Origin of the sequence: Nonomuraea sp. NPDC048882 (assembly GCF_040649755.1) — a bacterium.
Classification (GTDB): domain Bacteria; phylum Actinomycetota; class Actinomycetes; order Streptosporangiales; family Streptosporangiaceae; genus Nonomuraea; species Nonomuraea maheshkhaliensis.
Genome location: NZ_JBEZGB010000006.1, coordinates 38,594 through 59,882 on the forward strand (window position 1 = coordinate 38,594; position 21,289 = coordinate 59,882).

Here is a 21,289-nt window from a genome sequence, read left to right on the forward strand (position 1 = left end):
GTCAAGCATTGCTTGACGAACGCCCTTCGTCAAGAAAACCTTGACGACAGGTGTGGCGGGCGTGGAAGGCCGTGGCTGCCTTGGCCCGCCTGGCCAGGCTCTCATCGTCCTCAGCCCTGACGGCGACGGTGACGGCGGTGGCGGCATGGCGCTGGGCATTGTCCAGCAGGTTGGTCAGCAGCCTGCCGAGCAGCACCCGTTCGCCGGCGACGAACACCCCGGCCGCAGGTCGGTGTGGACGGGCACCCGGCCGGGCAGGCGGTGCCTGAGCTCGGAGCGGACCAGGTCGGCCAGATCGGTGCGCTCGCGCTGCGGCGACCGTTCGGCGTCCAGGCGGGCCAGGGTGAGGATGTCCTCGGCGATCGCCTGCTGGCGTTCGACGTCGTTGAGCAGGTCCTTGGCCAGGCCCGGCCAGTCGACCGCGGCCGGGTCCATCAGCGCCTCCTCCAGACGCAGCCGGGCGCCGGCGATCGGGGTGCGCAGCTGACGTACCCCGGAGGCGCGGGCAGCGCGCTGTAGGCGATCAGGTCACCGCTCGCGGCGGGGACCCACATCGCCGCGATGAGCACGCAGCGGTGGGGGAACCCGGGCACGTCGCACAGCCGCCGATCCGTGGCCGAGGATCGCCGGGGCGGCACGAACGTGGCCATCCGCGGCTGGCCACGCATCCGGGGCGTCGCCGACACCACCTGCCCGGCGCGGTCGACCAACTGCATCGCGGGCACGTTCTCCAGGTCGATGACCTCCGGCACCGGGCGGTGCGCGAACCGGTGCACGAGCTCCAGGTTCGCCGCGTACAGGCGGGCGAGCCTGCGGACCGTCGTCTCGTCGTAGCGGTGGTTGAGGATCAACGTGGACGTGATCACGCACAGCACCAGCGCCACCACGGCGGCCAGCATCGTCATCCGTGCCCGGATGGACCAATGGAAGCGCCTGAGATGCGCGGCCACCCACGGCGCGAAGCGGGCGGCCCGCGGGTGGAGGTGTTCCATGGCCCCGGCCCTCCCAGCTGACCCGACTTTCCGGAACGTTCCCCTGACCAGCCAAAACAGTCAGTATGACGCTACGGGCGGGCCACGGGGCCCGAGAAGGCCGTCAGCGGCGAGCGGCCGGCCCGCCCGCACCGGTACGGCACACGGACGGGGTCGCCGCCTTGAGCGCCTGGCGGTGCAGCCGGTCCAACCGTTCCCGTGACGCCCCCGACGCGGTGGCCAGCGCCAGCTGCACCGAACACGCAACCGGCCTGTCCCGCACCCGCTCGGTGTTCTTCAGCTCGGCGAGCAGGTCCGTGGTCAGCCGGTCGAGCCGCTCGCGGATCTGGCCGAGGTCGGGGCGGGTCGTGGGCGCCTCCTGCGGATGCGCGGTCCAGCGGGCGAACAGTCCCTTCTGCACGACCTTGCTGGCGGTGATCTGGTCACGGAAGAACGCCACCGCCGCGTCCGGGTCCAGCTCCGCCGCGACGGCCTGCTTCCTGACCTGCTCCAGGACCTGCTGCTCGCGTACGGGGTCCTCGATGGGCGAGTCGGTGCCGAACTTGGAGGCCGCCACGTCGTCACCCACGCGGATGCGTTCGATGACCAGGTCCGTCAGGGGGCCGAGCCTGCCATGTGAGACGGTCGCCTCGACCGAGCTGCCGGCGCTCGCCGGGGCCACCGCGGCCGCGACCGGCGGGGCGGCCAGCCCTGTCGCCGCTCCGAACATGCCGACGATCATCGCGAAGCGCGTCATCCTTGTACGCAGGTTCATTTGCCTACCTATATTTGAATATTTTGGATATGAGGGAAGATTCACGACGGGTCCGGCAGCGGGATCGCGCGGAAGACGTGGTCCGGGTCGAAACGGCGTTTGGCCGCCAGCAGCCGCTCGGTGTTCGGGCCGTAGGCGTGCGCGATCCGTGCGACCTCGTCTTCCCCGAGCAGGTTGGGGTAACCGCCAGGCAGCGCGTCGGGGTCGAGGGCGCCGGTCAGCTCGGCGGCCCACGCGCGGTGCTCCGCCGCACGGGTGTCGCCGGGCTCCCAGAGGGCGATGATCTCGATCATGAGGTGCGGGTCGCGGTTGCCGAACGCCGTCTCCGTCACCGGTACGCGGGCCGCCGCCCCGTGCAGGCTGTGCACGGACACGGCCGAGTAGGGCGAGGTCAGGGTGGTGCCCGCGAGGCTCAGCGCGTCCCGTACCCCGGAGGTCAGTGACGGCACCCAGCGAGGACGGATCTCGACGTGCCGGCCGAAGGGGAACTGCGCGTCGATGCCCGCGAGCAGCTCGGGCATGGTGGCCGGGGCGATCTGGGAGACGAGGGGCGTGCCGAGGGCGTCGAGCCGGGCCAGCGCGCGTTCGCCCGCCGCCGCGTCGTCGCCGCTCCAGGTCGGCGAGAGGAACACCATGGGCCGGCCGTCAGGGCCCGCCAGGACGCCGAACTGCACGGTCAGCTCGTCGGTGCTCCCGGCCAGCACGTCCGGCAGCCCGGCCAGCACGGTCCCGGCCTGGTCCCACGGGAACAGCACCATGCCGGACAGCAGCATCGGCACGGCGTGCAGGCGTATCCGCATCGAGGTGACGACACCGAAGTTCCCGCCACCGCCGCGCAGCGCCCAGAACAGCTCCGGCTCCCGTTCGCGGTCGGTGGTGACGACCGAGCCGTCGGCGAGCACCACGTCGGCGGAGAGCAGGTTGTCCAGGGCGAGCCCGAAGCGTCCGCTGAGCGGCCCGTAGCCGCCGCCGAGCGTCAGGCCCGCCATGCCCACGGAGCCGGCGGAGCCGGTCGCGGCGGTCAGGCCGAAGGGCTGGGCGGCGCGGACGACGTCGGCGGCCGTGGCCCCGCCGGACACCTCGGCGACCTTCGCCTCGGCGTCCACCGTCACCTGGCGCAGACCGGACAGGTCGATGGTCAGGCCGCCGTCGCTCAGCGACCTTCCGCCCCAGTCGTGGCCGCCGCCGCGCACGGAGAGAGGCACTCCGGCCTCCCTCGCGGCCAGCACGGCGGCCCTGGCCTCGGCCGGGTCGGCGCACCGGACGACGACACCGGGGCGGGCGGTCACGGCGCCGTTCCAGACGGCCCGGCCGGCGTCGTAGTCAGGCCCGGTGGTGGCCACGCGGCCCCTGCGGATGGCCTGGCGCAGGGTGCCGGTCAGCGGGCCGAGCCGTGGATGTGGCGTGGTGGACATGGGACCCCTATCTCGAAACATCGGGTGCGGAACGCTTTCACCGGACGCTGCGGGCCGCGTCCTCGATCACCCGGGTGACGGCGTCAGGACGGCTGACCATCACCGCGTGGGAGGCGCCGACCTCCTCGATGTGCGCGCCCGCCCGCTTGGACATGAAGCGCTGAAGGTCGGGGGCGATCGCGTGGTCCTGGCGGGTGATCAGGCTCCAGGAGGGAACGGTGCGGTACGCCTCCTCCACGCTGGCGTCGGAGACCGCCTTGGTGTTGGCGGGCCGCTGGGTGGCCGCCATGTTGGCGGCGGTGGTCCTGTCGACGTCGCCGGCGAAGGCGTCACGGAAGTGGTCCGGGTCGATGGACACCTCCGTGCCGTCCGGGACGGCGACCGAGACCAGCGGGATGGGCGTCGAGGACTTGCCGGCCAGCTCGCCCACCGTCTCACCCTTCGCGGGGATGAAACCGGCGATGTAGACCAGGGCCTTGACGTCGGGGTCGGAGACGCCGGAGTTGGTGATCACGGCGCCGCCGTAGGAGTGGCCGACCAGCACCACGGGGCCGTCGACCGTGGCCAGGTAGCTGTTGACGTAGGCCGTGTCGCTGGTGAGCCCCTGCAGCGGGTTGGCGATGGCGCGCACCGGATAGCCGTCCTCGCGCAGGCGTTCCATCACCGACGACCAGCTTGAGGAGTCCGCCCAGGCTCCGTGGACGAGCACGACGGTCGGCTTCTCGGCAGCGGCGGCGGACGCCGATCCGCTGCCGTCCGCCAGCGCCACGCTCGGCGCGGTGGCGCCGATCAGGGCGAGGGCGCCGACGGCGAGGGCGACACGACGGAGAACGCGGTTGCGCATGATGTGGCCTTTCAGGTCATAGGTGCTTCGGGCGAAGCGGCTGCGACGTTCCTGACGACAGGTGCGGTCAGGTCTCAGACCTCACCAATGAGGTAGAACGTTCGGTCCCATCATTGGGCACGCCTGACCCATTCGTCAAGACCGAACGTTCTACCTCTTGCGCTGGCTCTTCGCCGGCAAGCGGCCATCTGGTTGTGTGATGCAACCAGATGGTTGTATGGTCGAACTATGTCGGGTGATCGTGAGCTCCAGGAGGCCGTGTCCCGGTTCGTCCGGGCCTTCGGGCTCCACCAGCCGGACCAGACCCCGTGCGGGCAGCCCATCCCGACCTCGGAGGCGCACGCCCTGGGCGAGCTGGCCAGGGACGGCGCGTTGCGCCAGAGCGAATTGGCGCACCGGCTGCGACTGGAGAAGAGCACCACCAGCCGCCTGGTCACGCAGCTCATCAACCGCGGCTGGGCCGAGCGCACCCCCGCGCCGGACGACGGACGCGGCGTGCTGGTCCGGCTCACTCAGCACGGCACGAACGCCGCGGCCCGCCTGGCCGAGGCCAGGGCGAAGCGGTTCTCCGCCGTTCTGGACCATGTCCCCGAGGGCGAACGCGCCGACGTGCTGCGCGCTCTGAACATCCTGACGAAGGCCATCGATGAAACGTGAGAATCGACGGGTCCAGGCGCTCCTCGCCGCCCTCGCCCTCGTCGCCGTCGCCGCGACGGCGTACGTGCTCATCAGCACGAACGAGCAGCGGGCGGTGGCCGCCCGGCAGGCCGAGATCGCGGCCAAGGGCCGGACGGTGATGCCGTTCGACCTGGAGCGCACCACCCACCGCTTCACCAAGACCGCCACCGGCGGCGTGCAGACCGTCAGCTCCGACGACCCGGCCGACGCCGAGCAGGTGACTCTGATCCGCGAGCACCTGACCGCCGAGGCGGCGGGGTTCAGCGCGGGCGACTACGGCGATCCCGCCTCCATCCACGGCGGCGAGATGCCCGGTCTGCGGGAGCTTGAGGCGGGCCACGACCGGATCGACATCCGCTACGCGCAGGCTCCCGCCGGGGCCGAGATCACCTACACCACCTCCGACCCGGCCCTCCGCGAGGCGCTGCACGCCTGGTTCGACGCCCAGGTCACCGACCACGGCCGGCACGCCGAGCACGGGTGACCCGGAGCCGGGCTCGCGGACGAGGGCCCCAGGCATGACGATGACCGTCGGCGGATCGTCGGTGGCCGGATCGAGGCGCTACTTTGCCGATTTTTCGGATGACCCTATCGATGAAGGAGACGTTCATGCCCGATACCAGCCCGCCGGTGCGGCGATCGCTGTTCCTGCACGCGCCCATCCGCCGGGGGCCGCGCAGAATGCTGGAGCAGATGCTGGCCCTGGTGGACGACGACACCCCGGCCGACGGGCCGCAGGGGCCCGTCGCGGTGCTGGAGCAACGGCTGGCCGAGCTGCTCGGCAAGGAGCGCGCGCTGTTCTTCCCCAGCGGCACGATGGCCCAGCAGACCGCGTTGCGGGTGCACGCCGACCGGCGCGGCCGCCGTACGTTCGCCGCCCATCCGCAGTCGCACCTGGACGTGTGGGAGGAGCAGGGCTACAACGCCGTCCACGGGCTGACGTTCCGCCGCACGGGCGACCTGCACGAGCTGATGACGGCCGCGGACCTGGCGGCCGTCGGCGAGCCGCTCGCCGCGGCCGTGTGGGAGCTGCCGCAGCGCGACCTCGGCGGCCTGCTGCCCACCTGGGACGAGCTGGGCGAGCAGGTCGCGCTCGTGCGCGCCACCGGCGCCGCCGCGCACCTGGACGGCGCCCGGCTGTGGGAGGCCCAGACCTACTACCGGCGGCCGTTCGACGAGATCGCCGCCCTGTTCGACACCGTCTACGTCTCCCTCTACAAGAGTCTGCAGGGTGTGCGCGGCGCCGTGCTCGCCTCCGACGAGGCCACCGTGGAGGCGGCGCGGGTGTGGCGGCAGCGGCTCGGCGGCGGCATCCGCGACGCCTGGCCGCTCGCCCTGGCCGCGCTGGTCCACCTCGACACCCTGGCCGAGAAGATGCCCGCTTACCGCGAGCACGCCATCGCCATCGCGGCCGCGATCAACAAGGACGGCGCCGCCCGCGCCCACCCCGACCCGCCGCAGACCCCGCTGTTCCACATCCACCTGCCCGCCGGCCGCGCCGCCGTCGAACGGGCCGGTCAGGAACTCCTCGCCGAGCACGGCATCCAGCTCTGGGGCCGGGTACGGTCGGCGTCCGAGCCCGGCCGGTGCGCGTTCGAGGTCAGCGTCGGCGAGAACGCCATGGAGTTCACCCCCGACGAGGTGGTGAGCCTCGTCCACGACGTGCTGGCCCGCGCCGCCGAAGGGCCGGTACTGAACGCGTGACCGCCGGCCGCGCCAGCAGGCGATCCTTGGTCTCGGGTCGCTCGTCTGGCGGGGCCGTTCAAGTGCTGCGGGCTCTCTCCGGGCCGGGCGCACCTGCGCACGCGGCCCGGGCGCGGGTAAGCGCTGTTCAACTGAGGCGCGCGATGATCGTCCGCGGGTTACTCTGCCTCCGGCTCAACGGAACGGAGACCGCGGATGTACAGATTAGCCAAGTCCGGATTCGCCCTGTCCCTGGTCGGGGCCGTGGTCGCGGCCACCCTGATCGCCACCGCACCGGCCGCGTCGGCCGCGCCAGCGCGCGCCGACGGGCACCGGGTCACGGTCATGGTCCACGGCTTCGATCGAGAGGCCGACATCAGCTGCTCCGGCGCCTGGAACAGCGCCGAGCAGGTGCTGAACGCGGGCGGCTGGGGCGACGTCGTCACCTTCGGCTACTACAACAAGGCCACCAACTGCGACCTCAGGCTCCGGGGCACCACGGACACGCGCATCCAGGAGGTCGGCCGCCAGTTCGCGTGGACCGTCTACTACCTGTACTCCAGCAAGGACGTGGCCATCGACGTGGTCACGCACTCCATGGGCGGCCTGGTCGCGAAGGCGGCCATCGAAGGCGTCAACAGGTACGGCGTGGGCAAGCCGGCGCCCGACCTGAGCGGGGTGAGCGTCGATCCGGACGACATCGGCGCGACCGACTGGCCGAGGGACTGGCCGCCGTTCCTCTACATCGAGGACATGGTCACGTTCGCCACGCCGCATCAGGGCATCGGCAGCGCGGTGGTGACCGCCTGCGCCATCACCCACGAGCAGTGCAGCGACATGCGGCCCGGCAGCGGGTTCATCAGCTGGCTGGGCAAGCAGCCGCTCTCCCAGATGGGTACGGACTACACGTTCCTCGCCTCAAGCCACGACGACACGGTCAGCTCCGACTCGGCGACCAACAAGCGCACCGCCCACCACTGGGCCCTCTACGGCTCGAACGCCGAAGGCGGCACGCTGAGCCACACCTCCATCCGCAACACCTCGACCGGCGACTGGCAGGCGTCGTACGGAGGACAGTCCAGCGACGAGGGCGAGGGCTCCTACCCCGCGCCGCTGCTGCGCATGAAGGACGGCCTCTACGACCAGCAGGCCCAGTAGCGAACGCCCTGCGCCGGGGCCTCAGAGCATCCGGCGCAGGGCCGTCTCCACGGCGTCGACGAGAACGCCATGGAGTTCACCCCCGACGAGGTGATCGGCCTCATCCACGACGTCCTGGCCCGCGCCCGGTGAGGAAGCGGCGCGGAGTGTCCGACCGACGGCGTCGCGATCGAACACGGCTTTGATAAGTCGTCGAGATCTTCCTCTGCGAAGATCACTTCCGGCCGTCTGTTACCGACGGCACGGAATCGAGCGGGGAGTGCATGGGCATGGGTCGATGGACGCTTGGGCCGGCTCTTGTGCTGACGGCCTCGATCTCGCTCTCGATCATCGGCGTGCCCGCCGAAGCCGCCCCCCGTCCCGATCCGGTCGCGGCGCTGAAGCGGAAACTCAACGGTCATGGCGGGGTGCGGGAGAGTACGGTCTTTCGCTCCGTCTCGGGGCCGAAGAAGGATCGCGTTACCAGCCGGGCCAAGACCGTGTTCGAATTCGGTGGCGGAGAGATCGTGGCCAGCGACCTCCGCTTCTCGTCCTCACTGGGCGACTCCCGGAGAATCGCCTTCTCCGACCGCGTCTACGTCTGGGAGCCCGGACGCCCTGACTACCTGCCGGCGGGCAAGTCCTGGATCGTGTCGACGACGAAGAAGAACGACCTGTTCATATCGTGCGGGAAGATCAGGCTGAGCGATCCCGCGGTCCTGCGGCACGTGCTGGCCACCACCACGGCCAAGCGCCCCGACGGCGTCTACGACGGCACCCGCACCACCCTCTACGAGGGCAGCACCACGATCGGCGAGCTGTACAAGCTGGATCCGAGCGTGTGGGTGGACAACGTGAACAAGCCCACCGGTCAGCACGCGAGCTATCGCAAGTTGCCGGTGAAGTGGCAGCTGTGGCTCGGCTGGGATCAGCTCGTACGCAGGTGCCAGACGCGTTATGACGAGCCCGACAGCATTTGGAACGTCGAAGACCGCCATCTGGTGATTTCCGATGAGCGGTACTCCGGCTGGCACGACCCGATCGACGTCAAGCCACCCCCCGCCGAACTCGTGGCGACGCGCGACGAACTGGTCTTCTCCGACGACGACTGAACGCGAGGGACCGCCGCACGCATGGGGAAAGCCTGGCCGTAGCACGCTGCCGAGAGCCCCGCTGCCTGACCGCCGGCGGTGTCAGCGGCGCCAGAAGGTGTCGTGGGCGTACTGGTCGGACACGTACTCCCAGCGTTCCGCGACCAGCCCGCGTTCGAAGCGGTAGACGATGAAGTTGTCCATCTCGACGCGCTCGCCCCTGCGCTCCGCCGTCCAACGGTGCAGCGTGACCGCGTGGGAGTCGTTGGCCTGGACGGAGAGCAGGCCGGTGCGGAAGGTGCCGGCCGTCTCCTCGTTCACGAGTTCGCCGAGCCTGACGATGGCGTCCTTGCCGCGATGCTCGCCCGTCACGACGCAGTCGCCGCCGATGTGAAAGACGACGTCGTCGGCGAGCAGGGCGAGATACCCGGGGAGGTCGCCGGCGCCGGCCAGCTCGTACAGGCGCCGGGTGAGTACGGCGTTCGGGTGGGTGTCTGGGCTCATAGGGCTACCATGACGCACCGAGGTGGCCGATGGTCTACGCCCTGTGCTCCAGCAAGGACGTGGCCGTCGACGTGGTCACGCACTCCGTGGGCGGCCTGGTCGCGAAGGCGGCCATCGAGGGCGTCAACAGGTACGGCGTGGGCAAGCCGCCGCCCGACGGCTGGGCAAGCAACCGCCTGTTCGACCATCAGGCCCGGTGACGCGGGCCGCTCAACCGAGGCTCAACAGAACCTCAATCCGCGCCGCCGTACGTTCCTCTCATCACACCAACGGGGAGGAATGCACATGAATCTCACCGCCAAACTGGGCGCGGCCGCCGTCGCCGGCGCGATCTCGCTGGCCGTCCCGGCGGCCGTGGTCCCCGCTCCTGCCGCCGCCACGGCGCAGGGCGGGTGCGGCCAGGTCACGCACTGGACCAGCAAGTTCAAGCACCACGTACGGGTCTCCAACAAGTGCAACTACTCGATCTCCTTCCAGGTCAAGCGGCGCGGACCTGACTCCGACTGCCAGATCCTGACCGCGTACGTCACGCGGACGTTGTGGTGGCAGCGGTACGGCCGGCAGTTCCAGGGCATCCGCTGGAACTGCGCCTAGGAACGAAGTGTGCGCCCGGACCGGCCGAGCCGCGTCCGGGCGCACAAGACCGGTTCAGAGCATCCGGCGCAGGGCGGTCTCCACGGCGTCGACGAGCGGATCGCCCGCGGTGCCCGGGTGGCGGGCGAGGCCGAGTTCGACGTCCGGCAGGGGCGGCAGCGCCGAGGCGTCGTGGCAGGCCATGGACGGTTCGAGGTTGGCGGGCAGGAGAGCCCCGACGCCGAGCCCGGCCCGCAGGGCGGCGAGCACCCCGGCGAGGCTGTTGCTCTCGAACGCCACCCGCCACGGGCGCCCCGAGCCCTCCATCGCGTCCAGCACCGCCGTCCGCCAGGCACACGGGTTCGCGAACAGCACCACCGGCAGCGGATCGGCATCGACGGCGACCCCCTGCCCGACCGCCCACACCAGCGGCAGCCGCACCGTCCACTTCGGCGCCCTGGGCAGCTCGGGGACCTCGTCGAGGACGAGCTGCACGCGGCCCGAGTCGTACGCCTCCCGCGTCGCCGCGCCGGTGAGCGTGAGCACCTCCAGCGTCGCGCCGGGGTGCAGCCGGGCGAGGTCGGCGAGGACCTGGTGCAGGCGGGAGGCGGCCAGGTCCTCGTGCAGCCCCAGACCGCAGTGCCCGGTGAGCGCCCGCCCGGTCTCGGCCAGCGCCTGCGCCGACAGCGCGAGGATGCGTTCGGCGTACGGCAGCAGCTCCTCGCCCACCCGGGTCAGCGTGACGCCGGACGGCGCCCGGAGCAGCAGCGGGCTGCCGACGGTGCGTTCGAGCTTGCGCAACTGCTGGCTGAGCGCGGGCTGGGTGCGGCCGAGCGCCGCCGCGGCCCGGCTGATGCTGCCGGCCTGGACGGTGGCGACGAACGACCGCAGCAGGGCGGCCTCAAGATCACGAGCCATAAGCAATCATTATGCCTGACCCTACGAGATGACGACTTCCTATGGCCTGGTCGGATGACTACCGTCGAACCGGTGACCGGATTTCGACAGGTGCTCGCGGTGCCGGGGCTGACGCCGCTGCTGGGCATCTCCCTGCTCGCCCGTACCGCCATCACCGCGGACGCGATGGCGCTGACGATGATCGTCGTCGTCACGCTCGACCTGAGTTACGCGGCGGCGGGAGCCGTGATGGCGGCGCTCACCGCCGGGGTCGCGCTGGGCGGGCCGCTGCTGGGGCGGATGATCGACCGGCGCGGCCTGCGCATCGTGCTGCTGATCACGCTCGTGCCGCAGCTCGTGTTCTGGTCGGTGGTGCCCGTGCTTCCCTACGCGGCCCTGGTGGCCGCCTCCTTCGCCGCCGGGCTGCTGATGGTGCCGGTCCAGGCGGTCACCAGGCAGGCCATCGCCGCGATGACGACGGTGGAGCAGCGGCGGGCCGCGTTCTCGCTGGAGTCGGTGGTGGGCGAGCTGTCGTACATGGTGGGGCCCGCGGTGGTGATCCTGTTCGCGACGACGGTGTCCCCCGGCGTGGTGGCGTGGGGAGTGGGCGCCGCGATCGTGGCCGGCGGGGCCGGGATCGCGCTGCTCGACCCGCCGCTGCGGGGCGAGGGCGAGACCACCGGAACGGCACCGGGCCGGCCCCGGCGCAGGGAGTGGCTGGGGGCACGCATGATCGCCGTCCTGACCATGGGGTTCGGCGTCGCGATGCTGCTCAACGGCGTCGATTTGGCCATCGTCGCCACGCTGCGGGAAGCCGGCCGGGCACCGTGGGCGGCCGTGGTGGTCGCCGTGTGCGGGGTGGCGTCCGTCGTGGGCGGGCTGGTCTACGGCGCGCTGTCCCGGCCGCTGCCCACCTGGCTGCTGCTCGGGCTGCTCGGGCTGGTGACGATACCCGCCGGGCTCGCCTCCGGCTGGCCGTGGCTGTGCGCGGCCGTCGTCGGGCTCGGGCTGCTGAGCGCGCCGACCCTGTCCGCGATCACCGACGCGGTGAGCCGGCTGACGCCCGCCAGTGTGCGCGGCGAGGCGACCGGGCTGCATTCGTCGGCGGCGAGCGCGGGGTTCGCGCTCGGGGCGCCCGTGGCGGGGATGGCGATCGACGCGTCCGCGCCGGCGGGCGGCTTCGCGGTGGCGGGCCTGGCGGGGCTGCTCGCCGCGCTGACGGGGTATCTGCTCTGGCGCTCGGGAACGACCACCGCGCCGCCGGTCGTCGATCTGACAAGGACCTGAAACTTTCACCGGACGCGGTCCGCGCGGTTCGGGCGGTTTCGCCGGCCTGACCTCTTTCACGTCGTCGTACGTGATCCTGCGCGACAACAGGAACGCTGACACCGGCGTTGACAGGTACCGGGGCGTGCTCTTTGCTGTGGGGCGATCACCGCCATCCCACGACGAAGGGGCGATACCTGATGTTAGCGCTAACAGATCTTGGAACGTTGCCCGGCCGGAGGACCCCGTCCCGGGTGGTCGCGGCGATCACCGGGCTGATGGCCGCCGCGGCCGGAGTGGTGTTCGGCGCGGCTCCCGCGTCGGCCGCCGCCTGCGGAGACGGCTCCTTCCAGTCACAGGTCACGGTCAGCGGCAGCACCTGGACGGCGCGGAACAGCGCCGGCGCGAGCGTCTACACCGGCACCGACTTCCGCGCGGCGGTCCAGGCCGGTATCGGGAGCCTCACGGCCGGGCGCACCTCGATCCAGCGGGTCGTGGTGCGCGGCAACGGCACGATGAGCGCCGGCAGCCGCATCTCGCTGCCCAGTCACACCTCCCTGTCGGTCTGCGGCACCGTCAACGTGACCGGCTCGGGCTCCGGCGACTACGCGCCGATCTACTCGCGCGGCACCACGAACGTCGAGGTCCCGTACCTGAACGTCACCGGCACCCCCGTCTACGGCGTCTTCCTGCGCAACGTCACGAACGTCTGGCTCGGCCAGATCGACCTGCGGCTCGGCGCGGGCCTCGGCGTGCGCGTCGACAACCGCGGCGACACCAGCCAGTGGAGCCGCAACGTACGGGTGGACAGCGTGTACGTGCAGGGAGCCAGTTCGCACGCGATGGAGACCTACGGCGTGGACGGTCTCACCGTCGGCACCGTGACGGCACGCAACGTCGGCGAGTCCGGCCTGCTGCTCAATCAGACGATCAACGCGACCGTCGGCACCGTGGACGCCGACAACGCCGGCGCGGGCACCGGGTACGCGGCCTTCCGCATGGCCAACCGCAACGGCCGGATCGGCAGCTCGTACCCGAACAACATCCGCGTCGGCACGGTCAAGGCGCGCGGCGGCGGCCGGGGGATCTTCTGCGTCTCCGAGAGCGGCGGCGCCACCATCGACCGGGTCGACCTCGCCAACACCGGCAACAACGCGGTCCTGGTGGAGAACTGCCACAACGTCGTCATCGCCGGCTCGTCGGGCACGATCAGCGGCGGTGGCGAGGTCCGCATCGCGGCCCGTACGGAGTTCGCCCCGTCGTCGGGGATCAGGTTCCAGAACCTGACGGTCTCCAACACCGGCATCAGGTGGAGTCCGTGCACCGGCAACAACAACACGATCAGCAACGTGACCAGGGTCAACTCCACGCTGACCTGGTGCTGACAGCGCCCTTGCTCGATCACGCCGATTTGAGGAGGTTCGACGGTAGGATCCCTCGTTATCCGTCGTGATCTGCTGCGGAGGCGCCGATGAGAGCACGGTTGCTGATCGTCGCTGCGTGTCTGGTCGCGCAGGGCTGCGCCGCCGCGCCGCCGCAGACCTCGGCGGACGCATCCGGGTCGCCGCCCGCGTCCGAGCCGCTGCCCGAGCCCTCCCTGCCACAGACGGAGACGGAGACAGAGACAGAGACAGAGGCGCCGGTCGACGAGGACGTCCCGATGTCGGAGCGGTGGGAGCGTGTCCCCGGCCTGCCCGACGACTCCGGCTGGGAGCGCGGCCTGTACGACGTGAGCGCCGCCTCTCCCGACCTGGCCTGGGCCGCCGGCTACCACGGCTGGGAGGACAGCGTGGAGATGACCCTGCGCCACTGGAACGGCTCAGGCTGGCAGGAGTTGCCCGCGGGTTACACCGGCAGCCTCGCCGCGGTGGACGCCGACGGGCCGGGCAACGTCTGGGCGGTGGGCGGCGGCTCGTTCGACAAGCCCGTCGCCCTGCACTGGGACGGCGGCTCGTGGCGACGCCATCGCTCCCCGATGAGCACGCGGGACGTCGCGGTGGACGGCGCTCGCGTGGTGCTCATCTCGTCCTTGCAGGTGATGGAGGGCGACGGGACCCGCTGGAGCAAGAAGCTCGGCGTCCGCTCACCGGAGGCCGAGCTGCGCGCGGTGAGCGCGGGCGAGGGCCACACCTGGATCGCCGGAACCCGCCTGGACCGGCCGATGATCTGGCACGGCTCGGCCGGCGGCTACCGGCAGGCCGAGCTGCCCGACGCGCCGGAGAGCGGCACGCTGGGCGCCGTCTGGCAGAACAGCCCGTCCGACGTGTGGGCGGTGGGAGCGACCGGGGAGAACCCCCTCGTCATGCGCTGGGACGGCTCGTCATGGAAGCGGGCCGCGCTGCCGCCGGACTGGCGGGGCAACGCCACCAGCGTGACGGCCTTCGGCCCTGACGACGTGTGGATCGCGAGCCTGCGTACCGAGACCACCCCGAAGCACGTCGTCCTGCTGCACTGGGACGGCCGGACGTGGACGCGTGAGCGCTCGCCGTCGCCCGGTGAGGTGACCAGGGCGGTGATCGAGCGCATCCCGGGCACGTCGCAGCTGTGGCTGGCCACCTCGATCGTGAACGGCGACTCCGAGTCGATCGTCCTCTTCCGCCGCCGCTGACGACCGGCCGGCCCCACCGAGACGGGGGTCATGTCACATTCGCGGCCTCTTCTTCCCTCGTATGTCGTACGAGGCGACGAGGAAGGAGAGCGACGTGGCGAAGCGTGTCGTAATAATCGGCGGCGGGCTGGCCGGGCTGGTGGCGGCCGTCGCCTGCGCGGAGGCGGGCGCGAAGGTGACGTTGTACGAGGCGCACAACAGGCTCGGCGGGCGGGGGCGGGCGATCGGCGGGCCGTACCTGGCTCATGGGGGCGGTCACGTCTTCTACGCGGACGACCCGAACTGGGCGTGGTTGCGGGAGCGCGGGCTGGTCGGAGCGCTGGGCAGGCCCGCGCCGCGGGACTTCCGGATGGGGTTCGTCCGCGACGGACGGCTGCGGGCGCTGCCGCCGGCCGGATTCGTCCGGATGATGGCGACGGGTCCCGCGACGGCGCCGGTGGACGTGGACTTCCACACCTGGGCCTCCGCCCGGTTCGGCGAGCGCACCGCCGGGGCGGCGGCCAACGCGATCAGCGTGGTCACCCTCGACGCCGACACGGGACGGCTGTCGGCGGCGTTCGTGTGGAACCTGCTGCGCCGGGTCTTCGCGTTGCGCGTGCCGGCGGTCCGCTGGGTGGTCGGCGGCTGGCAGGCGGTGATCGACCGGCTCGCCGCCAGGGCCCGCGATCTCGGCGTCGCCGTCGAGCTGGGCGCGCGGGTGAACGAGCTGCCGGACGGGCCGGTGATCGTGGCCACCGAGCTGGCCTCGGCCCGGCTGCTGCTCGGCGACCCGGGCCTGCGCTGGGAGAGCGGCGACTGCGTGCTGTTCGACCTGGCCGTGCGCTCGGCGCGCGGCGACCGGTTCGTGGTCTGGGACCTGGACGCCGGCGGCTTCCACGAGAGCTACTCGATGCAGGACCCCACCGCCGCGCCGGCCGGGGAGACGCTGTTCCAGCTCGACATGCCGATCAGGAAGGACGAGGGCAGGGCCGAGGCGATCCGGCGGGTGGAGGCGCTGGCCGACCTGACGGTGCCCGGCTGGCGCGAGCGGGTGACCTGGCAGCGTTCGGCCGCGGCTCGGCATCGCAGCGGCGCGCTCGACCTGCCCGGCCTCACCTGGCGCGACCGCCCGGCCGTCGACCGGGGCGACGGCGTGTTCCTGGCGGGCGACATGGTCGCGGCACCCGGCATGCGCGGCGAGATCTCCATCGGCAGTGCGCTCAGAGCCGCCGACGGCGCCGTGCGAGCCCTCCGCCTCGCCGACCACGCCACCCGCTGAGCCCGGAGCGCGCCCCGATGAGCCCGGGGCGCCGCGCGTCTTCCCCGCGCCGCGCCACGGGGCCGGTGATCGGTTACGGGCGGGCGGTCAGGTAGCCGCCCATGGTCCTGAACAGGTCGCCGGCCGGCAGGTCGGTGCCGTCCTCGGTGCGGACGCGTTCGATGACCAGGCCGTGGCTGCGGCCCTTGCGGGCCTCGGCGCCGGCCACGATGACGACGCCGTCGCCCTCGCGGATGAACACCCGGCCCGGCGTGCCGCCGTAGATCCCCTGGGAGACGGACGCCTTCAGGATGCGGACGCGCTCGCCCTTGTAGTGGGTGAACGCGTTGGGGTACGGGTCGGACTGGGCCCGGACCAGGCGTTCGATGTCCTCGGCCGGCCAGGTCCAGTCGATGTTGCTGTCCTCGATCGAGCGCTTGTGGAAGAAGCTGGCCTTCGAGCGGTCCTGGGGCGTCCGGTCCGTACGCCCGGAGGCGATGAGGTCCAGCGACTCGGCCACGATGGGCGCGATGAGGTCGACCGTACGGTGGAACAGGTCGGTGGCGGTGTCGGCCGGGCCGACGGGGACGGCGCGCTGCACCACGATGTCCCCGGCGTCGAGCTCGTCGTTCATCATGTGGGCGGTGACACCGACCTCTTTCTCGCCGTTGATGAGCGCCCAGATGAGCGGCGAGAAGCCGGCGTAGGCGGGCAGCAGCGAGTCGTGCACGTTGAGGATGCCGTGCCGGGGCAGGGTGATGAACTCCGGCGGTATCCACGTGCGCCAGTTGTTGGCGACGATGAGGTCAGGCTGGACTTCCTTGAGGGTGAGCAGCAGGTCGTCGTCGGGGCGGTTGGCCAGCACGACCGGGACTCCGTGTGCCGTGGCCAGGTCGGCCACCGAGTCGCTCCAGATCTTCTCGTACGCGTGGTCGCTCTGTGGGTGGGTGACCACCAGCGCCACGTCGTGCGCGGACTCCAGCAGGGCTTGCAGGGTGCGGTGCCCCCACGTCTGGTAGCCGAACATCACGACCCGCATCAGCTCTCCTCGCTCGGCGACTTCGGGGTAGGGGTGGGCTCGCCAATTAGGGAAGCCTAACCTAAGTTATAGAAGGATTCCAGCGCGGACTCCGATCTAGGACCCCCTCTAGAAAGGCCTTCCATGCCCACTGCCGAGCAGCCCGTGCACGACCTTGTCGGTATCGGTTTCGGCCCTTCCAACCTCGCCCTGGCCATCGCCTTGCGCGAACGCGGGGCGCGTACCGGCGAGCAGATCGACGCGGTGTTCCTGGAGAAGCAACTTTCCTTCGGCTGGCACCGCGGCATGCTTCTCGAAGGCACCACGATGCAGGTCTCGTTCCTCAAGGACCTGGTCACCATGCGCGACCCCACCAGCGAGTTCAGCTTTCTGAGCTACCTCAAGGCACGCGACCGGATGATCGACTTCATCAACCACAAGACGATGTTCCCGTCGCGCCTGGAGTTCCACGACTACCTGGAGTGGGCCGCGACGCCCTTCGCCGACCAGGTCGAGTACGGCTCGGAGGTGGTCGCGGTCACGCCCGTCACCGGGGGCGATCAAGGGGCGGTGGAGTGCCTCGACGTCGTGGTCCGCCAGGCCGACGGCGAGCTCAGCACCCGGCGTACCCGCAACCTGGTCCTCGCCGTCGGCCTGACCCCGGTGCTGCCCGACGGGATCGTCAGCGACGAGCGGATCTGGCACAGCGAGGAGCTGCTGGACAAGCTCCCCTCGCTCACCGACCCGCGCAGGGTGCTGGTGGTCGGGGCCGGTCAGAGCGCCGCGGAGGTGACCGAGCACCTGCACGGGCGCTTTCCCGAGGCCGAGGTGTGCGCGGTGTTCGCCAAGTACGGTTACACCCCGGCCGACGACAGCTCCTTCGCCAACCGCATCTTCGACCCCGCCGCTGTGGACCACTTCTTCGGCGCCCCCGAGGCGGTCAAGGAGCGGCTGCTCGCCTACCACACCTCCACCAACTACTCCGTGGTCGACCTCGACCTCATCGACGAGCTGTATCGCCGCCACTACCAGGAGAAGGTGCGCGGGAAGGAACGGCTGCGCATCCTCAACGCCTCCCGGCTCGTGGACGTGGCCCAGGACGCGGAGGGCGTGCACGCCACCGTCGAGTTCCTGCCCACGGGTGAGCGGACGGTGCTGGAGGCCGACGTGATCGTCTACGCCACCGGCTACCGGCCCGGCGACCCGCTGACCCTGCTGGGCGCCACCGGCGAGCACTGCGAACGGCTGCCCTCCGGCGGGCTGCGCATCGAGCGCGACTACCGGATCGTCACCTCCGAGAACGTGCGCTGCGGCATCTACGTGCAGGGAGCCGCCGAGCACACCCACGGCCTGACCTCGACGTTGCTGTCGAACACCGCCGTCAGGGCCGGGGAGATCGCCGACGCGGTGGCCTCCCGGCTGAGCAGGAGCGGGCGCGGCTCGTACGCGTTCTCGCACTAGGCCCGCGCCGTGGTGGCGGCCGGCCGGCGCGGGCCGGCCCGCCACCACGGCGCGTCTCACCGGCGTACCGAACCGGCACGTCCCAGCCGGCCCGCCTCACTGGCGCGGCTCACCCTTCGAGCACCCAGGCGACGTCTCTGAGCAGGGCGTGCCGCCAGCTCGCCCGGTCGTGGCCGGCCGGCGAGCGCGAGACCCGTACCGTCGCCCCCGCCCGCGCCGCCAGCGTCTCGACCAGCTCGCCGTGCGGCAACATGCGCGGCTCGTGCTCCCCCATGTCGAACGCGACCCGCAGGCCGGACAGGTCGGGCCGCCGCCGCAGCAGGTCGGCGACCACGCCACCGGCGGGGCCGCCCAGCGGGTCGGCCGGGGCCGCGGCCCCGGGTGTCCACCAGAACGAGCCCGACTGGCAGGCGACGCGAGACACGAGCTCGGGGAACTCCAGCGCCGCGTACACCGCGCTCAGCCCGCCGAGGCTCTGCCCGGCGACCACGAGCCGGCCCGTGTCGGCGGGCACGCCGCTGCCCGCCACCAGGGGCAGCAGCTCGTCCCTGACCGCCTCCCACAACTCGGGCCGGCAGCCGAACTCGTCCTCCCGGTCTAGGGCGGGCAGGAAGACGAGGGTGACGGGAGGCAGCTCGCCCCGGGCGACGGCCGAGTCGAACGCGGTCATGGCCGGGTGCAGGTAGAGCCAGTCGTCCCCGTCGAGCAGCAGCACGACCGGCCCGCCGCCGCCTGCCGGATGGACGCGCACGGTACGCCGCCGAAGCCGTTCGCCCAGCCGCCCGTTGAGCCGCTCAGTGGTCCAGCGCAGGCGGACACTCGGCAGAGGCAAGACGTCATCGGGGCCGATGGCGGGCCAGTGCGGCTGAGCGGGGGCGTCGGGAGTCGCCGCGATGGACCGTTCGCCGCCCGCGCTCACCGGGTTGAACGGGTCCGCGTACGCCACGCCGTCGCTCACCAGCCAGTACGTCACCCGCAGCCGAGCGGGCATGGCCACCTCGGCGTACCAGCAGTCCGTCTCCCCCCACCGGCGCAGCGCGACCGGCTCCGACCAGCTCTCGAAGTGCACGCTCGCCGGGGAGCCGCGCCACAGGAAGAGCACCGCCCAGCCGTCGTCCGACGGCACCGCGGCGGGGCCCTTCGCCGCCGTCCAGAACGCGCCGGTCCCCGGTTCTCCGAGCATCCCGTACGCGGCGAAGGTGCTCTCCATACGACCCTCCATCGAGACTGTAAGGTTAGCCTCACCTAAGCTACCCATGTTACGGTTTGCCTGCCCGGCAACGGGCGCATGACAGCAAAGGGATACTCCATGCCCCTCGACGTGTCCTTCCCCCGAGCCGCCATGATCCAGGCGTGAGCACCGCAGACCCGGTCATCCTGCGCACCGCGACCGGGCCCGAGGCCACCCGCTGGGTGACCGCGCACCTGCGGGAGGTGCCGGGGCTGACGACCGCCGCCGTGCTGACCACCGTGGCGGGAGCTGCGCTCCAGGTGGTGCCGGTGTTCATCCTCGGCCAGGTGGTCGACGGGGTGGTCGCGGGCGAAGCGCCATCGGTGCTCGTCACGATCGGGGCGCTGCTGGTGGCCGCCGTGCTGCTCGGCGCCGCGGCCACGGCCGTCTCGACGTACCTGATCGGGCGGCTGGGCGCGGACCTGCTGGCCAGGCTGCGCGAGGCCGCCGTCCGGGCGGTGCTGGCCATGCCGAGCGCGCGGATCGAGCAGGTCGGCCGGGGCGACGTGCTGTCCAGGGTCGGCGACGACGTGGCCGTGGTGTCGAAGGGCATCCGCACGGCCGTCCCCACGGTGTTCTCCTCCGGGGTGCTGGTCGCCATCGCCACGGCCGGCATGTTCGGGCTGGACTGGCGGCTCGGGCTGGCGGGGGCGGGGGCGCTGCCCGCGTACTGGCTGGCCCTGCGCTGGTATCTGCCCCGGTCGGCGCCGCTCTACCAGCGGCAGCGGGAGGCCCAGGCCGACCGCGCGCAGGCGCTGATCAGCGGGCTGAACGGGATCGACACCGTCCGTGCCTACCGTCTCGAAGCGGACTTCCGCGCCCAGGTCACCCGCGAGTCGTGGCGGGTGCGCGACCTCGGCATCGAGGTGTTCCGGTTCTTCGGCCGGTTCGTCGGCAGGGAGAACCGGGCCGAGTTCATCGGGCTGAGCCTGATCATCGTGGTCGGGTACGTGCTGCTGGAGGCCGGCGCCGTCACCCTGGGCCAGGCGTCGGTGGCTCCGCTGCTGTTCCACCGGCTGTTCAATCCGCTGGGCGCGATCATGTTCACGTTCGACGAGGCGCAGAAGTCGGGCGCCAGCCTGACCCGGCTGGTCGGCGTGCTGGCCGAGCCGACGGAGGAGCGGCTGGTGGGCCTGGCGGCGGCCGCGCCGGCGGACGGCGGGCCGTACCCGGTGACGGTGGAGGGGCTGACGTTCGCCTATCCGGGCACCGAGCGGCCGGTGCTGCTGGACGTGAACCTGGAGATCCCGGCGGGCGGCTCGCTCGCTCTGGTGGGGGCGACGGGCGCGGGCAAGACGACGCTGGCGGCGCTGATCGCGGGCATCGGCACCCCGCAGGCCGGCTCGGTGCGGATCGGATCGACCGACCTCGCCGGACTGGACGAGGCGGGGGCGCGGGCCCTGGTCAGCATCCTGACGCAGGAGACGCACGTGTTCTCCGGGCCGCTCGCCGACGATCTGCGGCTGGCCGCGCCGGAGGCGAGCGAGGCCGAACTGATGGACGCGCTGCGCACCGTCGGCGCGGGCCCGTGGGTCGAGGCGCTGCCGGACGGGCTGGACACCATGGTCGGCGAGGGCGGCGAACGGCTGGACGGCACCAAGGTCGCCCAGCTCGCGCTGGCCCGGCTGATCCTGCACCGGTCGCCGGTGGTGGTGCTGGACGAGTCGACCGCGGAGGCGGGTAGCCAGGGCGCCGCCGAGCTGGAACGGGCCGTGACGGCCGCGTGCGCGGGGCGGACCACCCTGTACGTGGCGCACCGGCTGACCCAGGCGATGGCGGCCGACCGCATCGCCGTCCTCGACGCCGGGCGCGTCGTGGAGCAGGGCACCCACGCGGAACTGGTCGCCCTCGGCGGCCGGTACGCCCGGCTCTGGCAGGCCTGGCAGGAAGGCTCCTAGAA

Annotated in this window: 24 protein-coding genes; 13 read left to right on the plus strand and 11 right to left on the minus strand. The window is 71.8% G+C overall.

The window, feature by feature from the left end; genetic code table 11:
* Position 1: 1 nt before the first annotated feature.
* The 6 genes from AB0C27_RS22080 to AB0C27_RS22105 all read right to left on the minus strand — a co-directional run bounded on the left by AB0C27_RS22080 (position 2) and on the right by AB0C27_RS22105 (position 4,005).
* The gene (locus AB0C27_RS22080) at positions 2 to 196 is read right to left on the minus strand and encodes a hypothetical protein (protein ID WP_357846734.1); all 195 of its coding nucleotides are present in this window, start codon (positions 194 to 196) and stop codon (positions 2 to 4) included.
* Positions 175 to 435 carry a hypothetical protein gene (locus AB0C27_RS22085; RefSeq protein ID WP_357846736.1) on the minus strand — a complete coding sequence of 87 codons (261 nt, stop codon included), beginning with the start codon at positions 433 to 435 and terminating at the stop codon, positions 175 to 177. The genes AB0C27_RS22080 and AB0C27_RS22085 overlap by 22 nt, the downstream gene beginning before the upstream one ends.
* Entirely contained in the window at positions 435 to 992 is a 558-nt protein-coding gene (locus AB0C27_RS22090) for a hypothetical protein (RefSeq protein ID WP_357846738.1), read from the minus strand. Before AB0C27_RS22090 ends, AB0C27_RS22085 begins: the two co-directional genes overlap by 1 nt.
* Before the next feature lie 103 nt (positions 993 to 1,095).
* Positions 1,096 to 1,746 (minus strand): chorismate mutase, encoded by a 651-nt coding sequence (locus AB0C27_RS22095; protein ID WP_357846740.1) that lies wholly within the window; start codon positions 1,744 to 1,746, stop codon positions 1,096 to 1,098.
* Between the two features lie 41 nt (positions 1,747 to 1,787).
* Positions 1,788 to 3,161: an FAD-binding oxidoreductase gene (locus AB0C27_RS22100; RefSeq protein ID WP_357846742.1), complete on the minus strand. Its 1,374-nt coding sequence runs from the start codon at positions 3,159 to 3,161 to the stop codon at positions 1,788 to 1,790.
* Between the two features lie 37 nt (positions 3,162 to 3,198).
* Complete coding sequence (locus AB0C27_RS22105; RefSeq protein ID WP_357846744.1) at positions 3,199 to 4,005, minus strand: alpha/beta hydrolase; 807 nt, start codon at positions 4,003 to 4,005, stop codon at positions 3,199 to 3,201.
* A 228-nt stretch (positions 4,006 to 4,233) separates the two neighbouring features.
* On the opposite strand from AB0C27_RS22105, the gene AB0C27_RS22110 reads away from it, so the two are divergent.
* From AB0C27_RS22110 to AB0C27_RS22125, 4 genes are all read left to right on the plus strand, one after another.
* Positions 4,234 to 4,662 carry a MarR family winged helix-turn-helix transcriptional regulator gene (locus tag AB0C27_RS22110; protein ID WP_357846746.1) on the plus strand — a complete coding sequence of 143 codons (429 nt, stop codon included), beginning with the start codon at positions 4,234 to 4,236 and terminating at the stop codon, positions 4,660 to 4,662.
* On the plus strand, positions 4,652 to 5,167 hold the full coding sequence (locus tag AB0C27_RS22115; RefSeq protein WP_357846748.1) for a hypothetical protein: 516 nt from the start codon (positions 4,652 to 4,654) through the stop codon (positions 5,165 to 5,167). Before AB0C27_RS22110 ends, AB0C27_RS22115 begins: the two co-directional genes overlap by 11 nt.
* Positions 5,168 to 5,292: 125 nt before the next feature.
* On the plus strand, positions 5,293 to 6,387 hold the full coding sequence (locus tag AB0C27_RS22120) for a beta-eliminating lyase-related protein (protein ID WP_357846750.1): 1,095 nt from the start codon (positions 5,293 to 5,295) through the stop codon (positions 6,385 to 6,387).
* 195 nt (positions 6,388 to 6,582) lie between these two features.
* A complete protein-coding gene (locus AB0C27_RS22125) occupies positions 6,583 to 7,524 on the plus strand; it encodes a hypothetical protein (RefSeq protein WP_357846752.1) in 942 nt (313 codons plus the stop codon).
* Between the two features lie 21 nt (positions 7,525 to 7,545).
* Here the strand turns inward: AB0C27_RS22125 and AB0C27_RS22130 are convergent, their stop codons facing one another.
* Positions 7,546 to 7,701, minus strand: a complete 156-nt coding sequence (locus AB0C27_RS22130) for a hypothetical protein (RefSeq protein ID WP_357846754.1) — start codon at positions 7,699 to 7,701, stop codon at positions 7,546 to 7,548.
* 92 nt (positions 7,702 to 7,793) lie between these two features.
* Here AB0C27_RS22130 and AB0C27_RS22135 point away from each other — a divergent pair, with 92 nt between their 5' ends.
* A complete protein-coding gene (locus AB0C27_RS22135; RefSeq protein WP_357846756.1) occupies positions 7,794 to 8,615 on the plus strand; it encodes a hypothetical protein in 822 nt (273 codons plus the stop codon).
* An 81-nt stretch (positions 8,616 to 8,696) separates the two neighbouring features.
* Here the strand turns inward: AB0C27_RS22135 and AB0C27_RS22140 are convergent, their stop codons facing one another.
* Positions 8,697 to 9,098 (minus strand): nuclear transport factor 2 family protein, encoded by a 402-nt coding sequence (locus tag AB0C27_RS22140; protein ID WP_357846758.1) that lies wholly within the window; start codon positions 9,096 to 9,098, stop codon positions 8,697 to 8,699.
* A gap of 29 nt (positions 9,099 to 9,127) precedes the next feature.
* On the opposite strand from AB0C27_RS22140, the gene AB0C27_RS22145 reads away from it, so the two are divergent.
* Together AB0C27_RS22145 and AB0C27_RS22150 are read left to right on the plus strand one after the other, a co-directional pair.
* Positions 9,128 to 9,298 carry a hypothetical protein gene (locus AB0C27_RS22145; RefSeq protein WP_357846760.1) on the plus strand — a complete coding sequence of 57 codons (171 nt, stop codon included), beginning with the start codon at positions 9,128 to 9,130 and terminating at the stop codon, positions 9,296 to 9,298.
* An 85-nt stretch (positions 9,299 to 9,383) separates the two neighbouring features.
* Positions 9,384 to 9,692 (plus strand): hypothetical protein, encoded by a 309-nt coding sequence (locus AB0C27_RS22150; RefSeq protein WP_357846763.1) that lies wholly within the window; start codon positions 9,384 to 9,386, stop codon positions 9,690 to 9,692.
* 54 nt (positions 9,693 to 9,746) lie between these two features.
* On the opposite strand, the gene AB0C27_RS22155 is transcribed toward AB0C27_RS22150, so the two are convergent.
* The gene (locus AB0C27_RS22155) at positions 9,747 to 10,589 is read right to left on the minus strand and encodes a LysR family transcriptional regulator (RefSeq protein WP_357846765.1); all 843 of its coding nucleotides are present in this window, start codon (positions 10,587 to 10,589) and stop codon (positions 9,747 to 9,749) included.
* A 72-nt stretch (positions 10,590 to 10,661) separates the two neighbouring features.
* On the opposite strand from AB0C27_RS22155, the gene AB0C27_RS22160 reads away from it, so the two are divergent.
* The 4 genes from AB0C27_RS22160 to AB0C27_RS22175 all read left to right on the plus strand — a co-directional run bounded on the left by AB0C27_RS22160 (position 10,662) and on the right by AB0C27_RS22175 (position 15,700).
* Positions 10,662 to 11,855, plus strand: coding sequence for an MFS transporter (locus AB0C27_RS22160; protein WP_357846767.1), 1,194 nt, complete (start codon positions 10,662 to 10,664; stop codon positions 11,853 to 11,855).
* 206 nt (positions 11,856 to 12,061) lie between these two features.
* A complete protein-coding gene (locus AB0C27_RS22165) occupies positions 12,062 to 13,219 on the plus strand; it encodes a hypothetical protein (protein ID WP_357846769.1) in 1,158 nt (385 codons plus the stop codon).
* Positions 13,220 to 13,305: 86 nt separating this feature from the next.
* Positions 13,306 to 14,442 carry a hypothetical protein gene (locus AB0C27_RS22170; protein WP_357846771.1) on the plus strand — a complete coding sequence of 379 codons (1,137 nt, stop codon included), beginning with the start codon at positions 13,306 to 13,308 and terminating at the stop codon, positions 14,440 to 14,442.
* 94 nt (positions 14,443 to 14,536) lie between these two features.
* Positions 14,537 to 15,700: an NAD(P)-binding protein gene (locus AB0C27_RS22175; protein WP_357846773.1), complete on the plus strand. Its 1,164-nt coding sequence runs from the start codon at positions 14,537 to 14,539 to the stop codon at positions 15,698 to 15,700.
* A 73-nt stretch (positions 15,701 to 15,773) separates the two neighbouring features.
* Here the strand turns inward: AB0C27_RS22175 and AB0C27_RS22180 are convergent, their stop codons facing one another.
* Positions 15,774 to 16,718 carry a methionyl-tRNA formyltransferase gene (locus tag AB0C27_RS22180; protein ID WP_357846775.1) on the minus strand — a complete coding sequence of 315 codons (945 nt, stop codon included), beginning with the start codon at positions 16,716 to 16,718 and terminating at the stop codon, positions 15,774 to 15,776.
* Between the two features lie 123 nt (positions 16,719 to 16,841).
* Here AB0C27_RS22180 and AB0C27_RS22185 point away from each other — a divergent pair, with 123 nt between their 5' ends.
* The gene (locus tag AB0C27_RS22185; protein WP_357846777.1) at positions 16,842 to 18,158 is read left to right on the plus strand and encodes a lysine N(6)-hydroxylase/L-ornithine N(5)-oxygenase family protein; all 1,317 of its coding nucleotides are present in this window, start codon (positions 16,842 to 16,844) and stop codon (positions 18,156 to 18,158) included.
* Positions 18,159 to 18,267: 109 nt separating this feature from the next.
* Here the strand turns inward: AB0C27_RS22185 and AB0C27_RS22190 are convergent, their stop codons facing one another.
* Complete coding sequence (locus tag AB0C27_RS22190; protein ID WP_357846779.1) at positions 18,268 to 19,368, minus strand: alpha/beta hydrolase-fold protein; 1,101 nt, start codon at positions 19,366 to 19,368, stop codon at positions 18,268 to 18,270.
* 143 nt (positions 19,369 to 19,511) lie between these two features.
* Between AB0C27_RS22190 and AB0C27_RS22195 the strand changes: the two genes are divergently transcribed.
* Entirely contained in the window at positions 19,512 to 21,287 is a 1,776-nt protein-coding gene (locus tag AB0C27_RS22195; RefSeq protein WP_357846781.1) for an ABC transporter ATP-binding protein, read from the plus strand.
* Positions 21,288 to 21,289: the final 2 nt, after the last annotated feature.

What these genes read in the sequence shown, in the direction of transcription:
- AB0C27_RS22085 (WP_357846736.1), bottom strand. Translation starts at nt 435, where the DNA reads ATGGACCCGGCCGCGGTCGACTGGCCGGGCCTGGCCAAGGACCTGCTC.
- AB0C27_RS22090 (WP_357846738.1), bottom strand. Translation starts at nt 992, where the DNA reads ATGGAACACCTCCACCCGCGGGCCGCCCGCTTCGCGCCGTGGGTGGCC.
- AB0C27_RS22095 (WP_357846740.1), bottom strand. Translation starts at nt 1,746, where the DNA reads ATGAACCTGCGTACAAGGATGACGCGCTTCGCGATGATCGTCGGCATG.
- AB0C27_RS22100 (WP_357846742.1), bottom strand. Translation starts at nt 3,161, where the DNA reads ATGTCCACCACGCCACATCCACGGCTCGGCCCGCTGACCGGCACCCTG.
- AB0C27_RS22105 (WP_357846744.1), bottom strand. Translation starts at nt 4,005, where the DNA reads ATGCGCAACCGCGTTCTCCGTCGTGTCGCCCTCGCCGTCGGCGCCCTC.
- AB0C27_RS22110 (WP_357846746.1), top strand. Translation starts at nt 4,234, where the DNA reads ATGTCGGGTGATCGTGAGCTCCAGGAGGCCGTGTCCCGGTTCGTCCGG.
- AB0C27_RS22115 (WP_357846748.1), top strand. Translation starts at nt 4,652, where the DNA reads ATGAAACGTGAGAATCGACGGGTCCAGGCGCTCCTCGCCGCCCTCGCC.
- AB0C27_RS22120 (WP_357846750.1), top strand. Translation starts at nt 5,293, where the DNA reads ATGCCCGATACCAGCCCGCCGGTGCGGCGATCGCTGTTCCTGCACGCG.
- AB0C27_RS22125 (WP_357846752.1), top strand. Translation starts at nt 6,583, where the DNA reads ATGTACAGATTAGCCAAGTCCGGATTCGCCCTGTCCCTGGTCGGGGCC.
- AB0C27_RS22135 (WP_357846756.1), top strand. Translation starts at nt 7,794, where the DNA reads ATGGGTCGATGGACGCTTGGGCCGGCTCTTGTGCTGACGGCCTCGATC.
- AB0C27_RS22140 (WP_357846758.1), bottom strand. Translation starts at nt 9,098, where the DNA reads ATGAGCCCAGACACCCACCCGAACGCCGTACTCACCCGGCGCCTGTAC.
- AB0C27_RS22145 (WP_357846760.1), top strand. Translation starts at nt 9,128, where the DNA reads ATGGTCTACGCCCTGTGCTCCAGCAAGGACGTGGCCGTCGACGTGGTC.
- AB0C27_RS22150 (WP_357846763.1), top strand. Translation starts at nt 9,384, where the DNA reads ATGAATCTCACCGCCAAACTGGGCGCGGCCGCCGTCGCCGGCGCGATC.
- AB0C27_RS22155 (WP_357846765.1), bottom strand. Translation starts at nt 10,589, where the DNA reads ATGGCTCGTGATCTTGAGGCCGCCCTGCTGCGGTCGTTCGTCGCCACC.
- AB0C27_RS22170 (WP_357846771.1), top strand. Translation starts at nt 13,306, where the DNA reads ATGAGAGCACGGTTGCTGATCGTCGCTGCGTGTCTGGTCGCGCAGGGC.
- AB0C27_RS22180 (WP_357846775.1), bottom strand. Translation starts at nt 16,718, where the DNA reads ATGCGGGTCGTGATGTTCGGCTACCAGACGTGGGGGCACCGCACCCTG.
- AB0C27_RS22185 (WP_357846777.1), top strand. Translation starts at nt 16,842, where the DNA reads ATGCCCACTGCCGAGCAGCCCGTGCACGACCTTGTCGGTATCGGTTTC.
- AB0C27_RS22190 (WP_357846779.1), bottom strand. Translation starts at nt 19,368, where the DNA reads ATGGAGAGCACCTTCGCCGCGTACGGGATGCTCGGAGAACCGGGGACC.